The sequence below is a fragment of the Promicromonospora sp. NPDC052451 genome (genome assembly GCF_044547525.1).
Taxonomy (GTDB): Bacteria; Actinomycetota; Actinomycetes; order Actinomycetales; family Cellulomonadaceae; genus Promicromonospora.
The window spans coordinates 95,512-113,806 of sequence record NZ_JBIUAP010000004.1; the positions used below are offsets into that span (position 1 = coordinate 95,512).

Consider the following 18,295-nt stretch of genomic DNA (forward strand, 5'->3'; position numbering starts at 1 on the left):
TGCGGGACTAGACCGGGAGCTGGGGGCGTTCCACCGGCTTCGTGCCCGTGATGCGGTGCACGTCGAACACTCCCTCGACCTTGCGGACCGCCGACAGGACCGTGGCCAGGTGGGCCGGCTCGGCCATCTCGAAGATGAACCGCGAGACCGCCAGCCGGTCGTCCGACGTCGAGACGAACGCCGACAGGATGTTGACGTGGTTCTCGGACAGGACGCGCGTGACGTCCGAGAGGAGCCGCGAGCGGTCCAGCGCCTCGACCTGGATCTGCACCAGGAACATCGTGTTGGCGCCCTGCGTCCACTCCACCTCGACGAGGCGCTCCGGCTGCTTGCGCAAGCCGTCCAGGTTGACGCAGTCGGTGCGGTGCACGCTCACGCCCTGGCCGCGGGTGACGAACCCGACGATGTCGTCACCCGGCACCGGGGTGCAGCACTTGGCGAGCTTGACCCAGACGTCCGAGGACTCGGACCCCTTGAGCACGACGCCCGGGTCGCCCGAGCGCACGCGGCGCGCCGTGAGTCCGCCCGGCCGCGCGGCCTCGGCGACGTCCTCCTCCGCGCCGTCCGCGCCACCGAGCGCCCGGACCAGCTTCTCCACCACGTGGGCGGACGAGATCTGGCCCTCGCCGACGGCCGCGTACAGCGCGGACACGTCCTGGTAGTTCATCTCGTTCGCGACCCCGACCAGGGCCTCGTGCGACATGAGGCGCTGGATCGGCAGGCCCTGCTTGCGCATCGCCTTGGCGATCGAGTCCTTGCCGGTCTCGACGGCCTCCTCGCGGCGCTCCTTGGTGAACCACTGCCGGATCTTGTTGCGGGCACGCGGCGACTTCACGAACCCGAGCCAGTCGCGGCTGGGCCCCGCCGTCTCGGACTTGGAGGTGAGGATGTCGACGACGTCGCCGTTCTCCAGCGGCGAGTCCAGCGGCACCAGGCGGCCGTTCACGCGGGCGCCCATGGTGCGGTGGCCCACCTCGGTGTGCACCGCGTAGGCGAAGTCGACCGGCGTCGCGCCGCCCGGCAGGGCCATCGCCTGGCCCTTGGGCGTGAAGACGTAGACCTCGTCGCCACCGATCTCGAAGCGCAGCGAGTCGAGGAACTCCGCCGGGTCGGCGGTCTCGCGCTGCCAGTCCACGAGCTGGCGCAGCCAGGCCATGTCCTGGTTCTTCGGGTCGGCGCCGCCCGCCGGCGTCTTCTCCTTGTACTTCCAGTGCGCGGCGACGCCGTACTCGGCGCGGCGGTGCATGTCGTGCGTGCGGATCTGGATCTCGACGGGCTTGCCGCCCGGGCCGATCACCGTCGTGTGCAGCGACTGGTACATGTTGAACTTCGGCATCGCGATGTAGTCCTTGAACCGGCCCGGGACCGGGTTCCACCGCGCGTGCATGGCGCCGAGCGCCGCGTAGCAGTCGCGCACGGTGTCCACGAGGACGCGCGTGCCGACCAGGTCGTAGATCTCCGCGAAGTCGTGCCCGCGCACGATCATCTTCTGGTAGATCGAGTAGTAGTGCTTCGGCCGGCCCGTCACGGTGGCCTTGATCTTCGCGCTGCGCAGGTCGGACTCGATCTGGCCCTTGACCACGCCGAGGTACTCCTCGCGCGCCGGGGCCCGCTCGGCCACCAAGTGCACGATCTCGTCGTACACCTTGGGGTACAGGGTCTGGAAGGAGAGGTCCTCCAGCTCCCACTTGATCGTGTTCATGCCCAGCCGGTGGGCCAGGGGCGCGTAGATCTCGACGGTCTCGCGCGCCTTGCGCTCGGCCGACTTGGACGGCACGTACTTCCAGGTACGGGCGTTGTGCAGCCGGTCGGCCAGCTTGATGACCAGCACGCGGATGTCCTTGGCCATCGCCACGACCATCTTGCGCACGGTCTCCGCCTGCGCCGCGTCGCCGTACTTGACCTTGTCGAGCTTCGTGACGCCGTCCACCAGCAGCGCGACGTCGTCCCCGAAGTCGGCCCGCAGCGTCTCCAGGGCGTAGTCGGTGTCCTCCACCGTGTCGTGCAGCAGCGCCGCCGCGATCGTCGTGCCCTCGAAGCCGAGCTCCGCGAGGATCGTGGAGACGGCGACCGGGTGCGTGATGTACGGGTCGCCGCTCTTGCGCATCTGCCCGCGGTGAGCCTTCTCGGCCACCACGTAGGCCCGCTCGATGAGCGCGACGTCGGACTTGGGGTGGTTGCTGCGGATCGCCTGGAGCAGCGGCTCGATGGCGGCGGGCGTCCCGCCCCCGACGTTGCGCACGCCGAGGCGCGCGAGCCGGTTGCGCATCCGGTTGCCGCCGGGCGGTGTCGGCGGGTTCTTCTCGGGCACCGGAGCGCGTGACACCGTGTTCTCAGCCATGTACGCGCCTCCTTCCCCGGGTCCGACCCCGGAGTCGCCAGTCTAGCCCTGGACCTCTATTCCCCGTCCGGCACGGTCATCCGTCGGACGGCGTGCCCACTCGCAGGAGGGTATCGACGTTGTGCCCGGTCAGCCTGTCCCGGCCGTGGAGTGCGTCCAGCTCCAGCAGGAAGGCGAGCCCCGCGACCACTCCCCCGCACTTCTCGACCAGCTGTGCCGCGGCCGCCGCGGTCCCACCGGTGGCCAGGACGTCGTCAATGATGAGAACACGCGCACCGGGGTCGAGTGTTCCCGACCGCAGCTCGATCGACGCCGACCCGTACTCCAGGTCGTACGAGACGCTGTGGGTGGGCGGCGGGAGCTTGCCGGCCTTGCGCAGGGGCAGGAAGCCGAGGCCGAGCGCATGGGCCACGGGGGCGCCGAGCAGGAACCCGCGGGCCTCCATGCCGGCCACGACGTCGACGCCGTCGGCCAGCGCCAGCCGCGTGAACGCCTCCACGACGTCGGCCAGCCCCTCGGCGTCGGCCAGGAGGGGCGTGATGTCCTTGAAGAGGATGCCCGGGGACGGGAAGTCAGGGACGTCCGCGATCAGCTCGCGGACGCGCGTCGCCCTCTCCGGCAGCAGTCCGGAGAGGGCGACGTCGGTCATGTCATCTGTCACGAGGCGTGAGCCTACCGGCGCCGCCTGGGCTGGGCGGCCTGCCCCTGGTGATGCCCCGGCACGAGCTGCGCCGAGCCGGACGCCGCGGCGGCCAGCACGCTCTCGTCCGCGCCCTCGGCGATCAGGCCGGCCCGCAGGTCCATGACCTTCTTGGTGTGGGCGGCGATCTTGGGCTCACGCTCGCGGAGCGCCACGTCCAGCGGCGTCGCCAGGAACAGCGACGACAGGGCACCCGCGGCGATACCGACGAACAGCGACAGCGAGATGTCCTTCAGCGTGCCGGCCCCCAGCAGGAACCCGCCGACGAAGAGGATGCCCGCGACGGGCAGCAGCGCCACCACCGAGGTGTTGATGGACCGCACCAGGGTCTGGTTCACCGCGAGGTTGGCGCGCTCGCCGTACGTGCTGCGGGTCTGCTCCAGGACGTGGTCCGTGTTCTCGCGGACCTTGTCGAAGACGACCATCTTGTCGTACAGCGAGAAGCCGAGGATCGTCAGGAAGCCGATGATCGTGGACGGGGTGACCTCCCAGCCGATCGCGGCGTACACGCCGGCCGAGACCAGCACGTCGGCGAGCATCGCCACGATCGCGGCCACCGACATGCGCCACGCCCGGAAGTAGAGCGCCATGAAGATCGCGGCCGCGGCCACGAACGCCACGGTGCCCCACAGCGCCCGCAGGCTCACGGACTGCCCCCAGGTGGGGCCGATGAAGTTCGAGGTGACCTCACCCACCTGGACGCCGTACGCGTCGGCCAGCGCCTCGGCCACGCGGTCGGTCTGCTCGCTGTCCAGCTCGGAGACCTGGACGCGCACCGCGGAGGCGCCGACGGTGGAGACGTGCGGCTCCTCCCCCGGGGCCACGGTCGCGACCGCGTCGATCGCCACGTCCTCGTCCGTCGTCGACGCGCCCGAGACGGTGAACTCGGACCCGCCGCGGAAGTCGATGCCCAGGTTCAGGCCCTGGAAGACCAGCACGAGGATCGAGGCCACCGAGAACAGCCCGACGATCGAGAACCAGATGCCGCGCTTCTGGATGATCGGGTACGACCGGCGTCCCGTGTAGAGGTCGTTGCCCCACTGAGCGAAGCCGCCTGCAGCCATCAGTGCTTCTCCTCGTTCTGAGCCTGCTGGGTCGACTCGACCGACCCCGCGGCAGCCTTGCGCTCGGCGGCACGCCGCTCCGCGATCGTCATCCTGCGGCCGTCCTCGGTCATCCGGGGTGCGGGCGACACGGACTGCGCCGTGACCAGCTCCCGCTCCGGCACCTCGGCGTCGGCGCCGCCGGCCGGAGCGGCGTCGGGGCCGGAGAACCGGCCGGCGCCCCGGTACCGCGGCGTAACCTCGATCCGGTCGGGCGACAGGCCCGAGGCCTTGTGCCCGTCCCGGAAGAACGGCACCTTGGCGAGCAGCTCCATGACCGGGTGCGTGAACCAGATGACCACCATGACGTCGATGATCGTGGTCAGGCCGAGCGTGAACGCGAAGCCACGCACGCCGCCGACCGTCATGAAGTACAGGATCACGGCGGACAGCAGGTTCACGGCCTTGGCCGCGTAGATCGTCCGGCGGGCACGGAGCCAGCCGCGCTGGACCGCCAGGCGCAGCGACCTGCCGTCACGTAGCTCGTCACGGATACGTTCGAAGTACACGATGAACGAGTCCGCGGTGAAGCCGATGGCCACGATCAGACCCGCGACACCCGGCAGGGACAGGCGGTAGCCGATGCCCCAGCTCAGCAGGGCGATCACCACGTAGGTCATGGCGGCCGCCACGACCAGCGAGGCGACGGTGAGCAGGCCGAGCGTGCGGTACTGGAACAGCGAGTACACGACCACGAGCGCCAGGCCGATGAGGCCGGCGAACAGGCCGCGCTGGAGCTGCTCGGAGCCCAGGGTGGCCGAGATCTGGTTCTGGCCCTCGACCTCGAACGTCAGCGGCAGCGAGCCGAAGCTGAGCTGGTTGGCCAGCGTCGCCGCCGAGCTCTGCGTGAAGGAGCCCGAGATGCTCGCCTGCCCGTTGGTGATCGGCTCGTTGATGCTCGGCGCCGAGACGACCAGGCTGTCCAGCACGATGGCGAACTGGTTGCGCGGCTGCTCCAGGGAGACGAGCCGCTCCGTGGTGGTCCGGAACGCCCGTGCGCCCTCGGAGTTGAGGTCGAGGCTGACGCCCCACACGTTCGAGACGGTGCCGTTCGCGTTCGGGATCAGCCCGGAGGTCGCCGAGCTGAGGTCTGTGCCGTCCACCTCGACGGGGCCGAGGACGTACTTGGCGACACCCGTCTGGTCGCAGGTCACCAGCGGGAGGTCCGGCCGGTCACCGCCGCCGCCCTGCAGGTTCTTCGGGTCCGTGCAGTCGAGCTCGTCGAACGCGGTCTGCACCGACGGCGTGATCTGGGCCAGGTCCGACGGGTCCGTGGCGGCCTCGACGGCCGCCTCCTGCTCGGCGATCTCCTCCTCGGTGTACCCGCCCGGAGCGGTCTCGCCGTCAGCGGCCTCCTCGTCGGCGGCGTCGCCGGACGCGGACGGGCTCGCCGAGGGCTGCGCCGTGGGGGTCGGGTTGCCGATCGTCAGCACGGGCCGGAACTTCATCTGCGCGGCCTTGGAGATCAGCGCGACGGTCTCGTCGTCGACCTCGCCCGGGATCTCGACCACGATCTGGTCGGTGCCCTGGCTGGAGATCTCGGCCTCGGTGACGCCGTTGGCGTCCACCCGCTGCCGGATCACTCCGATGGCCTCTTCCATCGCCTCCGGGGTGATCTCGGAGCCGTCCGAGGTCACCGCCTTGAGGATGACCTGGGTGCCGCCCTGGAGGTCGAGGGCCAGACCAGGTGCGAGGCTCGCGCCGTCCGGATTGTCGCTCGACTTGCCGTCGAGCTGCCAACCAGCCAAGAGGGCGCCGAAGGGCAGCAGGATCGTCAGGATCGTGAGGAGCACGATCGTGCGAACCGGCCGCGAGCGCCGGGTGTCAGTCGCCAACGTCTGTCTCTTCTCGTGTGCGCGCCGGGGTACGTCCGGCGCGGGTTCGGCGCCGTCCGGGGTCACCGGACGGCGCGGCCGTCACTTGCCGTCCGCGTCGGCGTCCCGTCGCTGCTGCTCCCGGTACTCGCGCTGAGCGGTGTCCAGGCCGGACAGGTCGTCGGGAACGTCGTTCGCGTCCGGGCTGATGGTACTTCCCGTTTCGCCGTTCGATGTGACGTCGGCCTCATCGGCCGCGTCGTCGTCGGCCGCGTCGTCGGCGACGGGCTCGTCGATCTTCTTCGCGATGGCGGCACGGAGCCACGTGGTGGGGCTGCCCGGGAAGGACTCGATGGTCACCTGGTCGGTGGACTCGTCGACGTCGATGACGGTGCCGATCATGCCGGAGGCGGTCATGACCTTGGTCCCGACGGTGAGGTTGTTCCGGAACTCCGCGGCCTCGCGCTGCTGCTTGCGGGTACGGGAGGACATGAAGAACATCACCACGAGGAGGATCGCGATGAGGATGAGGAATGAGGGGTCCACAGTGGATGGTCCTGTTCGATTGCTGGGTCGGGTGTGCCACGCACGCACGTCACGCACAGGTACGACGAGGATCCAACCCAGTGTAGTGCGCGGTGGGCTGATCCTCGGATCGCGGCGGACGGCGCCACAGGGACAACGTCAGGGATCCAGCAAAGTTCCCTGGTCCTCGGGCGCGGTGCCCCCTGCCGCGGCGGCGCCGGGCTGCGCGGGCGGCTTCAGCCCCAGGTGCTCCCAGGCCGCGAGCGTGGCCACGCGGCCGCGCGGCGTGCGCCCCACGAGTCCCTCGCGCACGAGGTACGGCTCGGCGACGGTCTCGACCGTCTCCGCCTCCTCGCCCACGGTCATGGCGAGCGTGGACAGGCCGACGGGTCCGCCGCCGAACCGGGTGCACAGCGCGGTCAGGACGGCGCGGTCGAGGCGGTCCAGGCCGATGGGGTCGACCTCGTAGACCTCCAGGGCGGACCTCGCGGCGTGCAGGTCGAGGCGACCGTCGCCGCGCACCTGCGCCCAGTCGCGCACCCGGCGCAAGAGCCGGTTGGCGATGCGGGGCGTGCCGCGGGAGCGGCCGGCGATCTCGTGGGCGGCCGCGTGCTCGAGGTGGACGCCGAGCAGGCCGGAGGAGCGCAGGATCACGCGCTCCAGCTCCGCGGGCGAGTAGTAGTCCATGTGGCCGGTGAACCCGAAGCGGTCACGCAGCGGGGCGGGCAGCAGGCCGGACCGGGTGGTGGCGCCGACCACGGTGAACCGCGGCAGTGCCAGCGGGATCGCGGAGGCACCGGCGCCCTTGCCGACCACGACGTCGACCCGGAAGTCCTCCATGGCGACGTACAGGAGCTCCTCGGCGGGCCGGGCGAGGCGGTGGATCTCGTCGATGAACAGCACGTCGCCCTCCTCCAGGGAGGACAGGACGGCGGCGAGGTCGCCGGCGTGCTGGATGGCCGGCCCGCTGGTGAGCCGCAGGTGGGACTCCAGCTCGCCCGCGATGATCATGGCCAGGGTGGTCTTGCCGAGGCCGGGCGGGCCGGACAGGAGCACGTGGTCGGGCGGGTTGCCGCGGGCCAGGGCGGCCTGGAGCACGAGGGAGAGCTGGTCGCGCACCACCTGCTGGCCCACGAAGTCGTCGAGCCGCTTGGGGCGCAGCGCGGCCTCGGCGGCCCGCTCCACCTCGTCGGCGCTGGGTGCGACGATGCGGCCGCCGGGGCCCTCCGTCTCGGTGGAGACGTCAGCCACGGTGGCCTCCCAGCAGGCGCAGCGCGGCGCGGAGCGTGGTGGCGACCTCGTCGGCGGCCACGACCTCGGCGCCCGCCTCGGCGAGCACCTTCGCGACGGCGTCGTCCGCCTGCTTGGCCGGCCAGCCGAGGCCCGTCAGTGCCTCGACGACCCGCTCGGTGTGGTCGCCGGCGACGGTCGCCGCAGCGGTCGCGGCCTCGGCCGGAGCGCTGCCGGAGGCGGGGCCCAGGCGGTCTCCGAGCTCCAGCACGATGCGCTGGGCGCCCTTCCTGCCGATGCCGGGCACGCGGGTCAGCGCGGCGAGGTCCTCGGTGGCGACGGCGCGGCGCAGCGCGTCCGGGGTGTGCACGGCGAGCATCGCGAGCGCCAGGCGCGGCCCGACGCCGGAGACCGTCTGCACCGCCTCGAACACGTCACGCTCGTCGGCGTCGCCGAACCCGTAGAGGGTCATCGAGTCCTCGCGGACCACCATGCTCGTGGCGACACCCGCCGTCTCGCCGACGCGGAGCCCGGCGAGCGTGGTGGGCGTGGCGTGCACCAGGTAGCCGACGCCGCCGACGTCCACCACCACGCGGTCCAGGCCCACGTGGGCCACGGTCCCCGTCAGCGAGGCGATCACGGGCTCCCCTTTCACGATCGAACGTTCGTGCGAGGAGCCTAACAAGCGCGGGTGTGCCTCCTCGGGGAGGCACGCCGGGTCAGCGCCGCGGACGCTGCCGGGCGGCCTGCTCGGCGGCGGCCCAGGCCCGCTGGGCCGGTGTGAGCTCGTGCCGGTCGCCGCCCTGGAGGGCACCGGACGGCCGCCAGAGGTGGCAGACGGCGAGCGCGAGGGCGTCGGCGGCGTCGGCCGGGCGGGGCGCCTCCTCCAGGTCGAGGATGCGGGTGATCATCGTCGTCACCTGCGCCTTGTCGGCGCGGCCCGAGCCGGTCACCGCGGCCTTCACCTCGGACGGCGTGTGCAGCGCGACGGGCACGCCGCGGCGGGCCGCGGCCACCATGGCCAGGCCCGCCGCCTGGGCGGTCCCCATCACCGTGCCGACGTTGTGCTGGGCGAAGACCCGCTCGACGGCCACGACGTCGGGGACGTGCTCGTCGAGCCACGCGTCCAGGCCCTCGGCCACCTTCAGCAGCCGCAGATCGGTGGACAGGTCCGCGTCGGAGCGGATCACCCCGACCGCGACCATCCTGGCCCGGCGACCCGGCAGCGAGTCGACGACGCCGACGCCGCACCTGGTCAGACCGGGATCAACACCGAGAACGCGCACGGAGGAACCCTCTCACGCGCGCCCCCGGGGGCCCTGCAGGCTCGCCTACTCCTCGTCGTCGAGGGCCGCCATGACCTCGTCGCTCGCGTCGAAGTTGGCGTAGACGTTCTGCACGTCGTCGCTGTCCTCGAGCGCGTCGATGAGGCGCATGATCTTGCGGGCACCCTCGACGTCCACCTCGACCTGCATGGAGGGGTGGAAGATCACGTCGGCGGAGTCGTACTCGATGCCCGCCTCCTGGATGGCCGTGCGCACCTGCACCAGGTCGGTGGCCTCGCTGAGCACCTCGATGACCTCGCCCTGGTCCGTGACCTCCTCGGCGCCCGCGTCGAGGGCGGCCAGCATCACGTCGTCCTCCGTGACGCCGTCGGCCTTGGGCACCACGACCAGGCCCTTGCGGGAGAACAGGTACGACACCGAGCCCGGGTCGGCGAGGTTGCCGCCGTTGCGGGAGAACGCCAGGCGCACCTCGGAGGCGGCGCGGTTCTTGTTGTCGGTGAGGCACTCGACGAGGACGGCGATGCCGTTGGTGCCGTAGCCCTCGTACATGATCGTCTGGTAGTCGACGGCGTCGGCGCCCTCGCCGGAGCCGCGCTTGACCGCACGGTCGATGTTGTCGTTGGGGACCGACGACTTCTTCGCCTTCTGGACCGCGTCGAACAGCGTCGGGTTACCGGCGAGATCGCCGCCGCCCGTGCGCGCCGCGACCTCGATGTTCTTGATCAGCTTGGCGAAGAGCTTGCCGCGCTTGGCGTCGATCGCGGCCTTCTTGTGCTTGGTCGTGGCCCACTTGGAGTGACCTGACATGCCTTTACCTGACTCCTTGCGTTTGCGGTGACTCGTGTGCGGTGACTGGTGCAGTGGCGTCGAACGGTAGCGGGACGACCGCTCAGCCGCCCGCAACCATGCCGGCGAACAACCCGTGCACGCGCGTGTCCCCCGTGATCTCGGGGTGGAACGCGGTGGCGAGCAGCGGCCCCTGCCGTGCTGCGACGATTCTACCGGCGGCCGCCACCGGACGGCCCTGCGTATCCACAGCCGGGATCCGCGCGAGCACCTCGACGTCGCTTCCGGCCTCCTCGATCCAGGGGGCGCGGATGAACGCGGTGCGCACCGGTCCGCCGTCCCCGGCGTCCGAGATTCCCGTGAACTCGAGGTCCGTCTCGAACGAGTCGACCTGCCGGCCGAACGCGTTGCGCCGCACCACCACGTCCATCCCGCCGACCGTCTGCTGGTCCGCGGTGCCGTCCAGGATCCGGTCGGCGAGCAGGATCATCCCCGCGCACGAGCCGTACACCGGCAGGCCTTCCTTGATGCGGGTCTGCAACAGGTCGCGCAGCTCGAAGATCCGCAGCAGCTTGTCGATCGTCGTCGACTCGCCGCCGGGCAGCACGAGACCGTCCACGGCGGTCAGCTCGGCGGGCCGGCGCACGGTCACGGCGCACGCGCCCACGGACTCGAGGGCTACCAGGTGCTCGCGGACGTCGCCCTGCAGGGCGAGGACGCCGATGGTCGGGATGCTCACAGCCGTCCATCCTACGGCGCGGCCCGCAGGGCTCCCGGCGTTCAGGAGGTGCACTCCAGCGTCAGCCCGGGCGGTACCACGATCACCCCCGCCTGGACCGTCTCGGTGGCCACCGGCGCGGTCCACGACGTGCCGGGCAGCGATGCGGTCACGCGGACCGTCAGCGTGCCGCCGAACAGCCCGCCGAAGAGCTGCTGCAGCACGGCCTGGTCGATCACCACGGTGCGGGTGGCGCCGTCGTCCGTCACCGGCGCCGCCACGTCGTTGATCGTGGCCGTGTAGTCGAGGGCATGCGGGGTACTGGTCTCCGGCCAGGTGACCGCTGCCGTCTCGAAGACCTGCCCGTCGGTGTCGGTGCAGGTGGTCGCGGTGGCCGGCAGGGTCCAGGCCGTGACGGCGTCCGCCGGGCCCGTGGTGGTGCCCCCGGCCGCCCAGGCTCCCCACGCGACCCCTGTGCCCGTGCACAGCGCCAGGGCCACGAGCACGGCCACCGTGATGCGCCGTCGCCGCGACAGCGCGCGGGGTACAGCCCCGCCCCGGTCACCCACGGCGCGCTCCCCTGCGCAGCAGCACACCCAGGACGACCGCGGCGGCCGCCAGCAGGGTCGGCAACAGCAGGTTCGCGCCCGTCCGCGGCAGCGTCCCCGGGCCGCCCGCCCCGGGCACGGCGCCACCGCCCGCACCGCCGTCGCCCGCGCCCGGCCCGACGCCCCAGAGTGTCACGACGAGGTCGAGGTGCACCGTCCGGTCCTGTGTCGAGCTGCCGGCCGCGGGATCGAACCCCACCTCGATCCCGATCGGCAGCTCCTCGCCAGGTGCGAGGCTCGTGACCGCCGAGACCGGGCCGTCCGTCCACGCGCCGTCCCCCAGGCGCGTGCGCACGTCGAGCGCGTCCGCCAGGGGCAGGCCCGCGCCGGCCGGCCCACCGTCCAGGCGTACCGTCACCGCCACGTCCGCGGCCTCGCCGGACCCGTTGCGGGCGTACAGCGTGCCGGTCGCGACGTCGCCCGGCACCCACACCAGGCCGGGATCGAGCAGCGGCGCCGTGACGACGGGCGCCCAGGTGTTCCCGTCCACGCTCAGGAACAGCCGCTCCGCATCGCCGTCCGGCACCGCGGACGCCGACCCGGCCGGTCCCCCGAGGGCCGACCCGGCCACGAGCCCGGCGACGAGCACCGACGCCGCCCACCTCATGGCTCTCCCCCGGCCCCGCCCGCGGCGGTGTGCTCGCGCACCACCGGCCCCTCCTCGGAACGCCCCGGCCCCTCGCGGGGACCGCCGCCGTCGGCCACCCCAGGGCCGACGGCGGCGGGGCCTACGGGCACCCGCGCGGACCGTTCGCGCACGGCACGGAACACCTGCCACCCCGCGTAGCCGAGCAGCAGCACGGCCACGACGGCACCGACCGCCGCACGCTGCCCGGTGAACACCCCGGCCACGTACCCGAGGTAGGGCACGTGGTACCAGACCGCGCCACGCACCTGGACGTCCCGGACGGGCACCACGTCGGGCACATCGTTCGCGTCGCCCTGAGTGACGTAGGTGCGCTCGCCACCGACCGTCGAACCGACGCCGACGACGCGGTGCGTCACCATCCGTTCCCGACCCGACCGGAGCTGGTAGGTGATGACGGTGCCGGTGCCGATCCGCCCGGCGTCGACCGGGCGCGACACGACCAGGGTGCCGACGGGGAGCGTGGGCTCCATGGAGTCGGTGAGCACCACGAAGGGGGTGGCGCCGGCCGCCCGGGGCACGATCACCCCCAGCACGAGCGCGGCGCCCGCCACGACCACGACCACGGCCGCGAGCGCACGCCCCGTCAGACGAGCTGCTGTCCGCACGGTCTCGGCACCACCGGTCAGGGTGCGGGGACGAGGTGGGCCTGTGTCACCTGGACCGTGACGTCCTCCAGGGCTGCGGTGAGCGCCTGGGTCTCGTTGCCGGCGTCGTCCGGGAAGGTGGCCGCGACCGTGACCACGAGGTCGGAGGCCGCCTCGACGGGTACCGGCTCGGCCAGCGGAAGGGTGACGGGGGCACCGTCCAGCGTGGCCCCGGAGACGGCGACGTCCAGCACGGCGGTCAGCGCGTTGTCCTCCGCCCAGGTGGGGGCGGTCACCGTGATGTCACCCAGCGCGAGGTGGTCACCCGTGCCACCCACGGTCAGGGCGCAGTCGGTGGTCACGGTGTCGCCCGGCACGATGCCCTCGGTGACGGCACCGCCGCCGTCGAGCGTCCAGTCGCCGCACGCACCGTCGGTCATGGTCAGGGTGCCCGAGGTGACGTCCGTGCCGGTCGCGAGGCCGTCGTCCGTCCAGAACGCGAGGGTGCCGGCACCACCGAGCAGCAGTGCGGCGGCGCCACCCGTCGCGAGCGCGGCCTTGGTGAGTCTCTCCATGACTGGAACCTTCCGTGGTGGGTGCCCCTGCGCCACCACGCTAAACAGGCTTCATTGCGATGCGCGCGGCATATCAGCGCGCATTCCTGGTTTTCACCCGCAGTACTTTTCTTCGGCGTCCGGATTGCACGGCAGGCGTTGCATTTGTGCAGTTCGGACGCCCATGCATCGGCATATAAGACGCTCCAACAATGCATGATAAATCACAGAGAAAATGCGCCGAACACCATTCCAAGCACGCTCGCGCACACCGGGGGCGCTCAGTCGTCGAGCTGCACGCCCAGGTGCCGCACCTCGCCGTCCCAGCCGGCCAGCAGGTGGTCGACGACGTCGGGCAGCTCCGGCGGGAAGACCTCCAGCGGCTGCTCCCGCAGCTCCGCGGGGGTGAGCCAGGCCATCTCGTCCAGCAGCTCCTGCTCGGCCGCCGTCCAGCCGTCGGTCGACACCGCGACGGCGTCCGCCACCCGGGCCAGGTAGAACACCTCGTGCTGACGGCAGGTCTCCGCGAAGAAGTCGAAGATGCCCGTCCGGGTCAGCACCGGGCCCACCAGGTCCTCGGCGGCCAGCACGACGCCTGCCTCCTCACGGGTCTCGCGCAGCGCCGCCTGCACGGGAGTCTCTCCCGCGTCGATGCCGCCGCCCACCGTGAACCACCAGGACCGTTCCGGCTGGTTCACGTCGTGGCCGCGCACCACGAGCACCCGGCCGGCGCCGTCGACGAGGATGACGCGGGCCGCGGAGCGCTCGCGGACGCCGTCCGGCGCCGGGACCCAGTCGTCGCCGAGCGCGGAGGTGAGGGACATGCGGGCCAGGATAACCGCAGCGGTCCGGGGTCATGATGGGCGCATGACGCAGGTGTGGCCGGTCACGGGCCTGGATCGTGACCGTCTGGTGGGGCTCGCCTACCGGATGCTCGGCACGGTCGCGGACGCCGAGGACGCCGTCCAGGAGGCGTTCGTGCGCTGGTACCGGCTGGACGAGGGCGCCCGGGCGGACGTCGGCAACACGGTCGGCTGGTTCGCCCGGACGACGAGCCGCGTGTGCCTGGACGTGCTGAAGAGCGCGCGTCGGCGCCACGAGCTCTACACCGGCCCCTGGCTCCCCGAACCCGTCCCCGGCGGCCGGTTCCAGGGGCCGGCACCGTCCGGCGGCGACCCTGCGGAGCGGGCCCTGGCGGCCGAGTCGGTGGGCATGGCGCTGCTGAGCGTGATGGAGAGCATGACGCCGGCCGAACGTGTCGCCTTCGTGCTCCGGGACGTGTTCGACTACCCGGTGGCCGACGTCGCGGACATCCTGGACCGTTCCCCGGGCGCCGTGCGGCAGCTCGCGTCGTCCGCGCGTGCCCGCGTGGCCGCGCACGGGCCGGAGCCGTCGGCCGGCGAGGCGAGCGCCCCGCTGACGGCGGCGTTCCGACATGCGGCCAACACCGGCGACGTCGCGACGCTCGTGCGGCTCCTGCACCCGGGCGTCACCCTGCGGTCCGACGGCGGCGGGATCGTCCGGGCCGCCCTCAACCCCGTGCACGGCCCGGACAAGGTGGCGCGCTTCGTCGTGGGCGTGCTCGCGCGGCAGAGCCCCGTGCGGCTCGTGAGCCGGACGACGGACGCCGGCCCGGTCCTGACCTTCGAGCACGATGGTTCGGTCAGCGGCGTGCTGGAGCTCGTCGTCCGTGACGGTGCCGTGGTCGACGTGCTGATCCAGTGGAACCCGCACAAGCTCACGCTCTGGCGGGACTCCACCGGAACCTGACGCCAGGGCCCCGCATCTCGTCTACCCGGTGAAGCACACCTCGCCCACAGGACGAGACGACCGAACGGGAGAACATCAGATGAAAGCCATCACCGTCACCGACCGGGACGCCGGCACCGCCGGGATGCGGCTCACGGACCAGCCGGAACCGAGCGCGGCGGAGAACGACGTCGTCGTGCGCGTGCACGCCTCCGGCTTCACGCCGGGCGAGCTGACCTGGCCGGCCACGTGGACCGACCGCGCCGGCCACGACCGCACGCCGAGCATCCCGGGCCACGAGCTCGCCGGCGTGGTCACCGGGCTCGGGTACGGGACCACCGGGATCAGCGTGGGACAGCGCGTGCTCGGCCTCGCGGACTGGACGCGCGACGGCACGCTCGCCGAGTACGTGGCGGTCGAGGCCCGCAACCTCGCACCGCTGCCGGCCGACGTGGACTTCGTCACCGGCGCGAGCCTGCCGATCTCCGGGCTCACCGCGTGGCAGGCCCTGTTCGACCACGGACGGCTCGAGGCGGGGCAGACCGTGCTCGTGCACGGCGCCGCCGGCGGCGTCGGGTCGGTCGTCACCCAGCTCGCCCGCGAGACGGGCGCGTACGTGATCGGGACCGGACGCACGGCCGACCGGGCAACGGCGACCGACTTCGGCGCGCACGACTTCGTGGACCTCGGCACCGACGACCTCGCCGCCGTGGGGCACGTCGACCTCGTCCTCGACGTCATCGGCGGCGAGATCGCCGACCGGTCCATCGACCTCGTCCGGCCGGGTGGCACCCTCGTGTCGATCGCCGAGCCGCCCGCCCGGCAGCCGGAGGGCGGGCGGTCCGTGTTCTTCGTCGTCGAGGTCGACCGCGCCCAGCTCGTCGAGATCGTCCGCCGGGTCCGCGACGGGCGCCTGCGGACGAACGTCGCGGCCGTGCGGCCGCTCGCCGAGGCGGTCGAGGCACTGAACCCGACGGCGCGAGTCGCGGGCAAGACGATCATCACCATCGCGTAAGGGCCTCCCGCCCGGCAGGACGCCGGGGGCGCTCGCCCCCGGTGCTCCCGCCGGCCACTGCAGGCACCCGGCTCACCGCCGCGGCTTCGCCCTCCTCGTCGGCACCGCCGTCAGCGGATCCTCCGGCCACGGATGCCGCGGGTAACGAGCCCGCATGTCGGCCCGGACCTGCGGATAGCCCTGCTTCCAGAACGACGCGAGGTCGCTCGTGATCGCCACCGGGCGCTGCGCGGGCGACAGCAGGTGCAGCACCACCGGGACGCGGCCGTCCGCGACGGCCGGGGTGACGGTCCAGCCGAACACCTCCTGCAGCTTCACGGCGAGGACCGGCGGCCCGGCGCCGTCGTACGCGAGCCGCACCTCGGAGCCGGACGGGACCCGGAGCCGTTCGGGCGCGAGCTCGTCGAGCCGGACGGCCTCGGGCCAGGGCAGCAGGCGCCGCAGGGCCGAGGTGACGTCGATGCGGGACAGGTCGCGCGCGGCCCGCACCGACGCGAGCTCGGTACCCAGCCAGTCGTCGAGGCCGGCCAGCAGCGCGTCGTCGTCGACGGCCGGCCACGGGGCGCCGAGGTGCGCGTGGCAGAACGCCAGCCGGTCGCGCAGCGCGACCGCGGCCTCCGACCAGCGCAGCACGGACAGGCCGCTGCGCCGGATACCGTCACGGACGGCCGCCTGCACCTGCAGCGGGTCCGGCTGCGCCAGCGGTGCGTCGTTGAGGACGATCGCCCCGAGCGTCTCGACCCGCCGCGTCACGATCCGCCCGTCGGCCCAGCGGACCTGGTCGGCCCTCGAGACCAGCTCGGCGGCGACGTCCCGCGCCGTGGCCTCGTCGATCGGCGCCGCGGCGCGGATCCGGGCGTCGGCGCGGCCCGGCGCCCGGTCCGCGACCGCGATCGCCAGCCAGGGCGTGGTCCGCAGCGGCGACTGCGGGTCCAGCGCGGCGCCCGTGCCGCCCGACATCTGGTAGGTGGCCGAGTCGCTCCCCCGGGCGCGCGCGATCCGGTCCGGGTACGCCAGGCCCACCACGATCCCGGCCGCGAGATCGTCCGGGACGCGATGCTCCTCGCGGCCGGACCCCGCCTCGCCGCCCACCGGGGAGCCACCCGGCGTACCCCGGCCGAGCCGCCTCACCTCCTCCCGCCACCGCGCCGTGGCCGCACGGTCGTCGCCGCGACGCAGGGCCCGCCACCGAGCGGGCAGGTCGTCGCCGGAGCCCCGGCCGGAGTCGTCCGAGAGCAGCGCGACGACCTCGCGCGCCCGGTCGGCACCGACCCGCGCTGCCCCGTCCAGCAGCGCGCGGGCCAGCCGGGGGTGCGCCCCCACCGCCGCCATCCGCCGGCCCCGCCCGGTGATCCGGCCCTCCTCGTCCACGGCGTCGATGCGGCGCAGCAGCTCACCGGCCGCGGTCATCGCCGCCGGCGGCGGCGGGTCGAGCAGCGTCAGGCCGGCGCCCCCGGGCGCACCCCAGGCCGCGAGGTCGAGAGCGAAGGACGCCAGGTCCGCGATCGCGATCTCCGGCGCCGGATGGTCGTCGAGCCGGGCATGATCCGTCGCGGACCAGCACCGGTAGACCCGCCCGGGCGCCTCACGCCCGGCACGACCCGCCCGCTGCTCGGCCGAGGACCGCGAGACCCGGCAGGTGACCAGCGCACCGAGGCCACGGGACTGGTCGGTGCGCGGCTCCCGGGCCAGACCCGAGTCGACCACGACCCGGACCCCGGGCACGGTCAGCGAGCTCTCCGCGACCGACGTCGTCACCACGATCCGGCGCACGGCGGACGGCGCGAGCGCCCGGTCCTGCTCGGCGCGGGACTGGCGGCCGAACAGGGGCAGCACGTTCTGGTCGGCCAGCCGGCGCGTCACCCCGTGGATCTCGGCCTCCCCCGGTACGAACACGAGCACGTCGCCCTCGTTCTCGGCCAGCGCCCGCCGGACGACGGCGGCGACGTGGTCCAGCAGGCGAGGGTCGACCCGCCCGCCGGGGAGCAGCGGGGTGGTGACCGGCGGCGGGGCCCACTCGACGGCCACGTCGAACAGCGCGGCGGACGCGGTGACCACGGGCGCCGGCTCCTCCGCACCCAGCGCACGGCTCAGCCGCACCGTGTCCGCCGTGGCGGAGGTCGCGACGATCGCCAGGTCGTCCCGGAGGTTCGTCCGGACGTCGAGGGCGAGCGCCAGCAGCAGATCGGCGTCGAGGTGCCGCTCGTGGCACTCGTCGATCACGATCGCGGAGACACCCGGCAGCTCCGGGTCCTGCTGCAGGCGCCGGACCAGGAGGCCCGTGGTCACCACCTCGACGCGCAGCCCCGTGCCGCCGCTGCGCTCGCCGCGCATCGCGTGGCCGATCCGCTGCCCGAGCGGTTCGCCGACGAGGTCCGCGAGCCGGGCGGCGGCCGCTCGGGTCGCCATCCTGCGCGGTTCGGCCACGACGACCGTGCCACCGAGGGCGTCCGCCAGCGCGAGCGGCAGCAGCGAGGTCTTGCCCGACCCGGGCGGCGCGACTAGCACCGCGGCGCCGCGCGACCGCACGGCGTCGACCGTGGCGGACAGGACCGCCCGGACCGGCAGGTCCGCCCCGGGCACCGACGAGTCAGGGAGCAGCACGCCCCGACCGTAACCGACGAAGCCCCTGC

18 protein-coding genes are annotated in these 18,295 nt (G+C 73.0%); 2 read left to right on the top strand and 16 right to left on the bottom strand.

Translation table 11 applies throughout. From position 1 onward, the window contains the following. Positions 1-7: 7 nt before the first annotated feature. The 15 genes from ACIG47_RS08415 to ACIG47_RS08485 form a co-directional block, all read right to left on the bottom strand. Positions 8-2,341 (bottom strand): RelA/SpoT family protein, encoded by a 2,334-nt coding sequence (locus tag ACIG47_RS08415; protein ID WP_397413517.1) that lies wholly within the window; start codon positions 2,339-2,341, stop codon positions 8-10. 76 nt (positions 2,342-2,417) lie between these two features. Next, the gene (locus ACIG47_RS08420; protein ID WP_397413944.1) at positions 2,418-2,990 is read right to left on the bottom strand and encodes an adenine phosphoribosyltransferase; all 573 of its coding nucleotides are present in this window, start codon (positions 2,988-2,990) and stop codon (positions 2,418-2,420) included. A gap of 23 nt (positions 2,991-3,013) precedes the next feature. After that, positions 3,014-4,105 (bottom strand): protein translocase subunit SecF, encoded by a 1,092-nt coding sequence (gene secF, locus ACIG47_RS08425; RefSeq protein WP_397430422.1) that lies wholly within the window; start codon positions 4,103-4,105, stop codon positions 3,014-3,016. Continuing rightward, positions 4,105-5,979, bottom strand: coding sequence for a protein translocase subunit SecD (gene secD, locus ACIG47_RS08430; protein WP_397430423.1), 1,875 nt, complete (start codon positions 5,977-5,979; stop codon positions 4,105-4,107). Before secD ends, secF begins: the two co-directional genes overlap by 1 nt. Before the next feature lie 81 nt (positions 5,980-6,060). Then, positions 6,061-6,504: a preprotein translocase subunit YajC gene (yajC, locus tag ACIG47_RS08435; protein ID WP_397430424.1), complete on the bottom strand. Its 444-nt coding sequence runs from the start codon at positions 6,502-6,504 to the stop codon at positions 6,061-6,063. Positions 6,505-6,642: 138 nt separating this feature from the next. Further along, positions 6,643-7,734: a Holliday junction branch migration DNA helicase RuvB gene (ruvB, locus tag ACIG47_RS08440; RefSeq protein ID WP_397430425.1), complete on the bottom strand. Its 1,092-nt coding sequence runs from the start codon at positions 7,732-7,734 to the stop codon at positions 6,643-6,645. After that, positions 7,727-8,353: a Holliday junction branch migration protein RuvA gene (ruvA, locus tag ACIG47_RS08445; RefSeq protein ID WP_397430426.1), complete on the bottom strand. Its 627-nt coding sequence runs from the start codon at positions 8,351-8,353 to the stop codon at positions 7,727-7,729. The genes ruvB and ruvA overlap by 8 nt, the downstream gene beginning before the upstream one ends. A 79-nt stretch (positions 8,354-8,432) precedes the next feature. Further along, complete coding sequence (ruvC, locus tag ACIG47_RS08450; RefSeq protein ID WP_397413523.1) at positions 8,433-8,999, bottom strand: crossover junction endodeoxyribonuclease RuvC; 567 nt, start codon at positions 8,997-8,999, stop codon at positions 8,433-8,435. 45 nt (positions 9,000-9,044) lie between these two features. Next, positions 9,045-9,806 carry a YebC/PmpR family DNA-binding transcriptional regulator gene (locus ACIG47_RS08455; RefSeq protein ID WP_397413524.1) on the bottom strand — a complete coding sequence of 254 codons (762 nt, stop codon included), beginning with the start codon at positions 9,804-9,806 and terminating at the stop codon, positions 9,045-9,047. Between the two features lie 82 nt (positions 9,807-9,888). Further along, positions 9,889-10,524 (bottom strand): pyridoxal 5'-phosphate synthase glutaminase subunit PdxT, encoded by a 636-nt coding sequence (gene pdxT / locus ACIG47_RS08460; protein ID WP_397430427.1) that lies wholly within the window; start codon positions 10,522-10,524, stop codon positions 9,889-9,891. Positions 10,525-10,565: 41 nt separating this feature from the next. Beyond that, complete coding sequence (locus tag ACIG47_RS08465) at positions 10,566-11,072, bottom strand: hypothetical protein (protein WP_397430428.1); 507 nt, start codon at positions 11,070-11,072, stop codon at positions 10,566-10,568. Continuing rightward, a complete protein-coding gene (locus ACIG47_RS08470; RefSeq protein ID WP_397430429.1) occupies positions 11,065-11,718 on the bottom strand; it encodes a hypothetical protein in 654 nt (217 codons plus the stop codon). The genes ACIG47_RS08465 and ACIG47_RS08470 overlap by 8 nt, the downstream gene beginning before the upstream one ends. Beyond that, entirely contained in the window at positions 11,715-12,365 is a 651-nt protein-coding gene (locus tag ACIG47_RS08475; protein WP_397430430.1) for a signal peptidase I, read from the bottom strand. Before ACIG47_RS08475 ends, ACIG47_RS08470 begins: the two co-directional genes overlap by 4 nt. Before the next feature lie 17 nt (positions 12,366-12,382). Beyond that, positions 12,383-12,919 carry an alternate-type signal peptide domain-containing protein gene (locus tag ACIG47_RS08480; protein ID WP_397413529.1) on the bottom strand — a complete coding sequence of 179 codons (537 nt, stop codon included), beginning with the start codon at positions 12,917-12,919 and terminating at the stop codon, positions 12,383-12,385. Between the two features lie 260 nt (positions 12,920-13,179). Beyond that, on the bottom strand, positions 13,180-13,722 hold the full coding sequence (locus ACIG47_RS08485; RefSeq protein ID WP_397430431.1) for an NUDIX hydrolase: 543 nt from the start codon (positions 13,720-13,722) through the stop codon (positions 13,180-13,182). Positions 13,723-13,765: 43 nt separating this feature from the next. Here ACIG47_RS08485 and ACIG47_RS08490 point away from each other — a divergent pair, with 43 nt between their 5' ends. Next, positions 13,766-14,668: a sigma-70 family RNA polymerase sigma factor gene (locus ACIG47_RS08490; RefSeq protein ID WP_397430432.1), complete on the top strand. Its 903-nt coding sequence runs from the start codon at positions 13,766-13,768 to the stop codon at positions 14,666-14,668. A gap of 79 nt (positions 14,669-14,747) precedes the next feature. Then, a complete protein-coding gene (locus ACIG47_RS08495; RefSeq protein ID WP_397430433.1) occupies positions 14,748-15,662 on the top strand; it encodes an NADP-dependent oxidoreductase in 915 nt (304 codons plus the stop codon). A gap of 72 nt (positions 15,663-15,734) precedes the next feature. On the opposite strand, the gene hrpB is transcribed toward ACIG47_RS08495, so the two are convergent. Next, the gene (gene hrpB / locus ACIG47_RS08500; RefSeq protein WP_397430434.1) at positions 15,735-18,266 is read right to left on the bottom strand and encodes an ATP-dependent helicase HrpB; all 2,532 of its coding nucleotides are present in this window, start codon (positions 18,264-18,266) and stop codon (positions 15,735-15,737) included. Positions 18,267-18,295: the final 29 nt, after the last annotated feature.

What these genes read in the sequence shown, in the direction of transcription:
- ACIG47_RS08415 (WP_397413517.1), bottom strand. Translation starts at nt 2,341, where the DNA reads ATGGCTGAGAACACGGTGTCACGCGCTCCGGTGCCCGAGAAGAACCCG.
- ACIG47_RS08420 (WP_397413944.1), bottom strand. Translation starts at nt 2,990, where the DNA reads ATGACCGACGTCGCCCTCTCCGGACTGCTGCCGGAGAGGGCGACGCGC.
- secF (WP_397430422.1), bottom strand. Translation starts at nt 4,105, where the DNA reads ATGGCTGCAGGCGGCTTCGCTCAGTGGGGCAACGACCTCTACACGGGA.
- ACIG47_RS08455 (WP_397413524.1), bottom strand. Translation starts at nt 9,806, where the DNA reads ATGTCAGGTCACTCCAAGTGGGCCACGACCAAGCACAAGAAGGCCGCG.
- ACIG47_RS08470 (WP_397430429.1), bottom strand. Translation starts at nt 11,718, where the DNA reads ATGAGGTGGGCGGCGTCGGTGCTCGTCGCCGGGCTCGTGGCCGGGTCG.
- ACIG47_RS08480 (WP_397413529.1), bottom strand. Translation starts at nt 12,919, where the DNA reads ATGGAGAGACTCACCAAGGCCGCGCTCGCGACGGGTGGCGCCGCCGCA.
- ACIG47_RS08485 (WP_397430431.1), bottom strand. Translation starts at nt 13,722, where the DNA reads ATGTCCCTCACCTCCGCGCTCGGCGACGACTGGGTCCCGGCGCCGGAC.
- ACIG47_RS08490 (WP_397430432.1), top strand. Translation starts at nt 13,766, where the DNA reads ATGACGCAGGTGTGGCCGGTCACGGGCCTGGATCGTGACCGTCTGGTG.
- ACIG47_RS08495 (WP_397430433.1), top strand. Translation starts at nt 14,748, where the DNA reads ATGAAAGCCATCACCGTCACCGACCGGGACGCCGGCACCGCCGGGATG.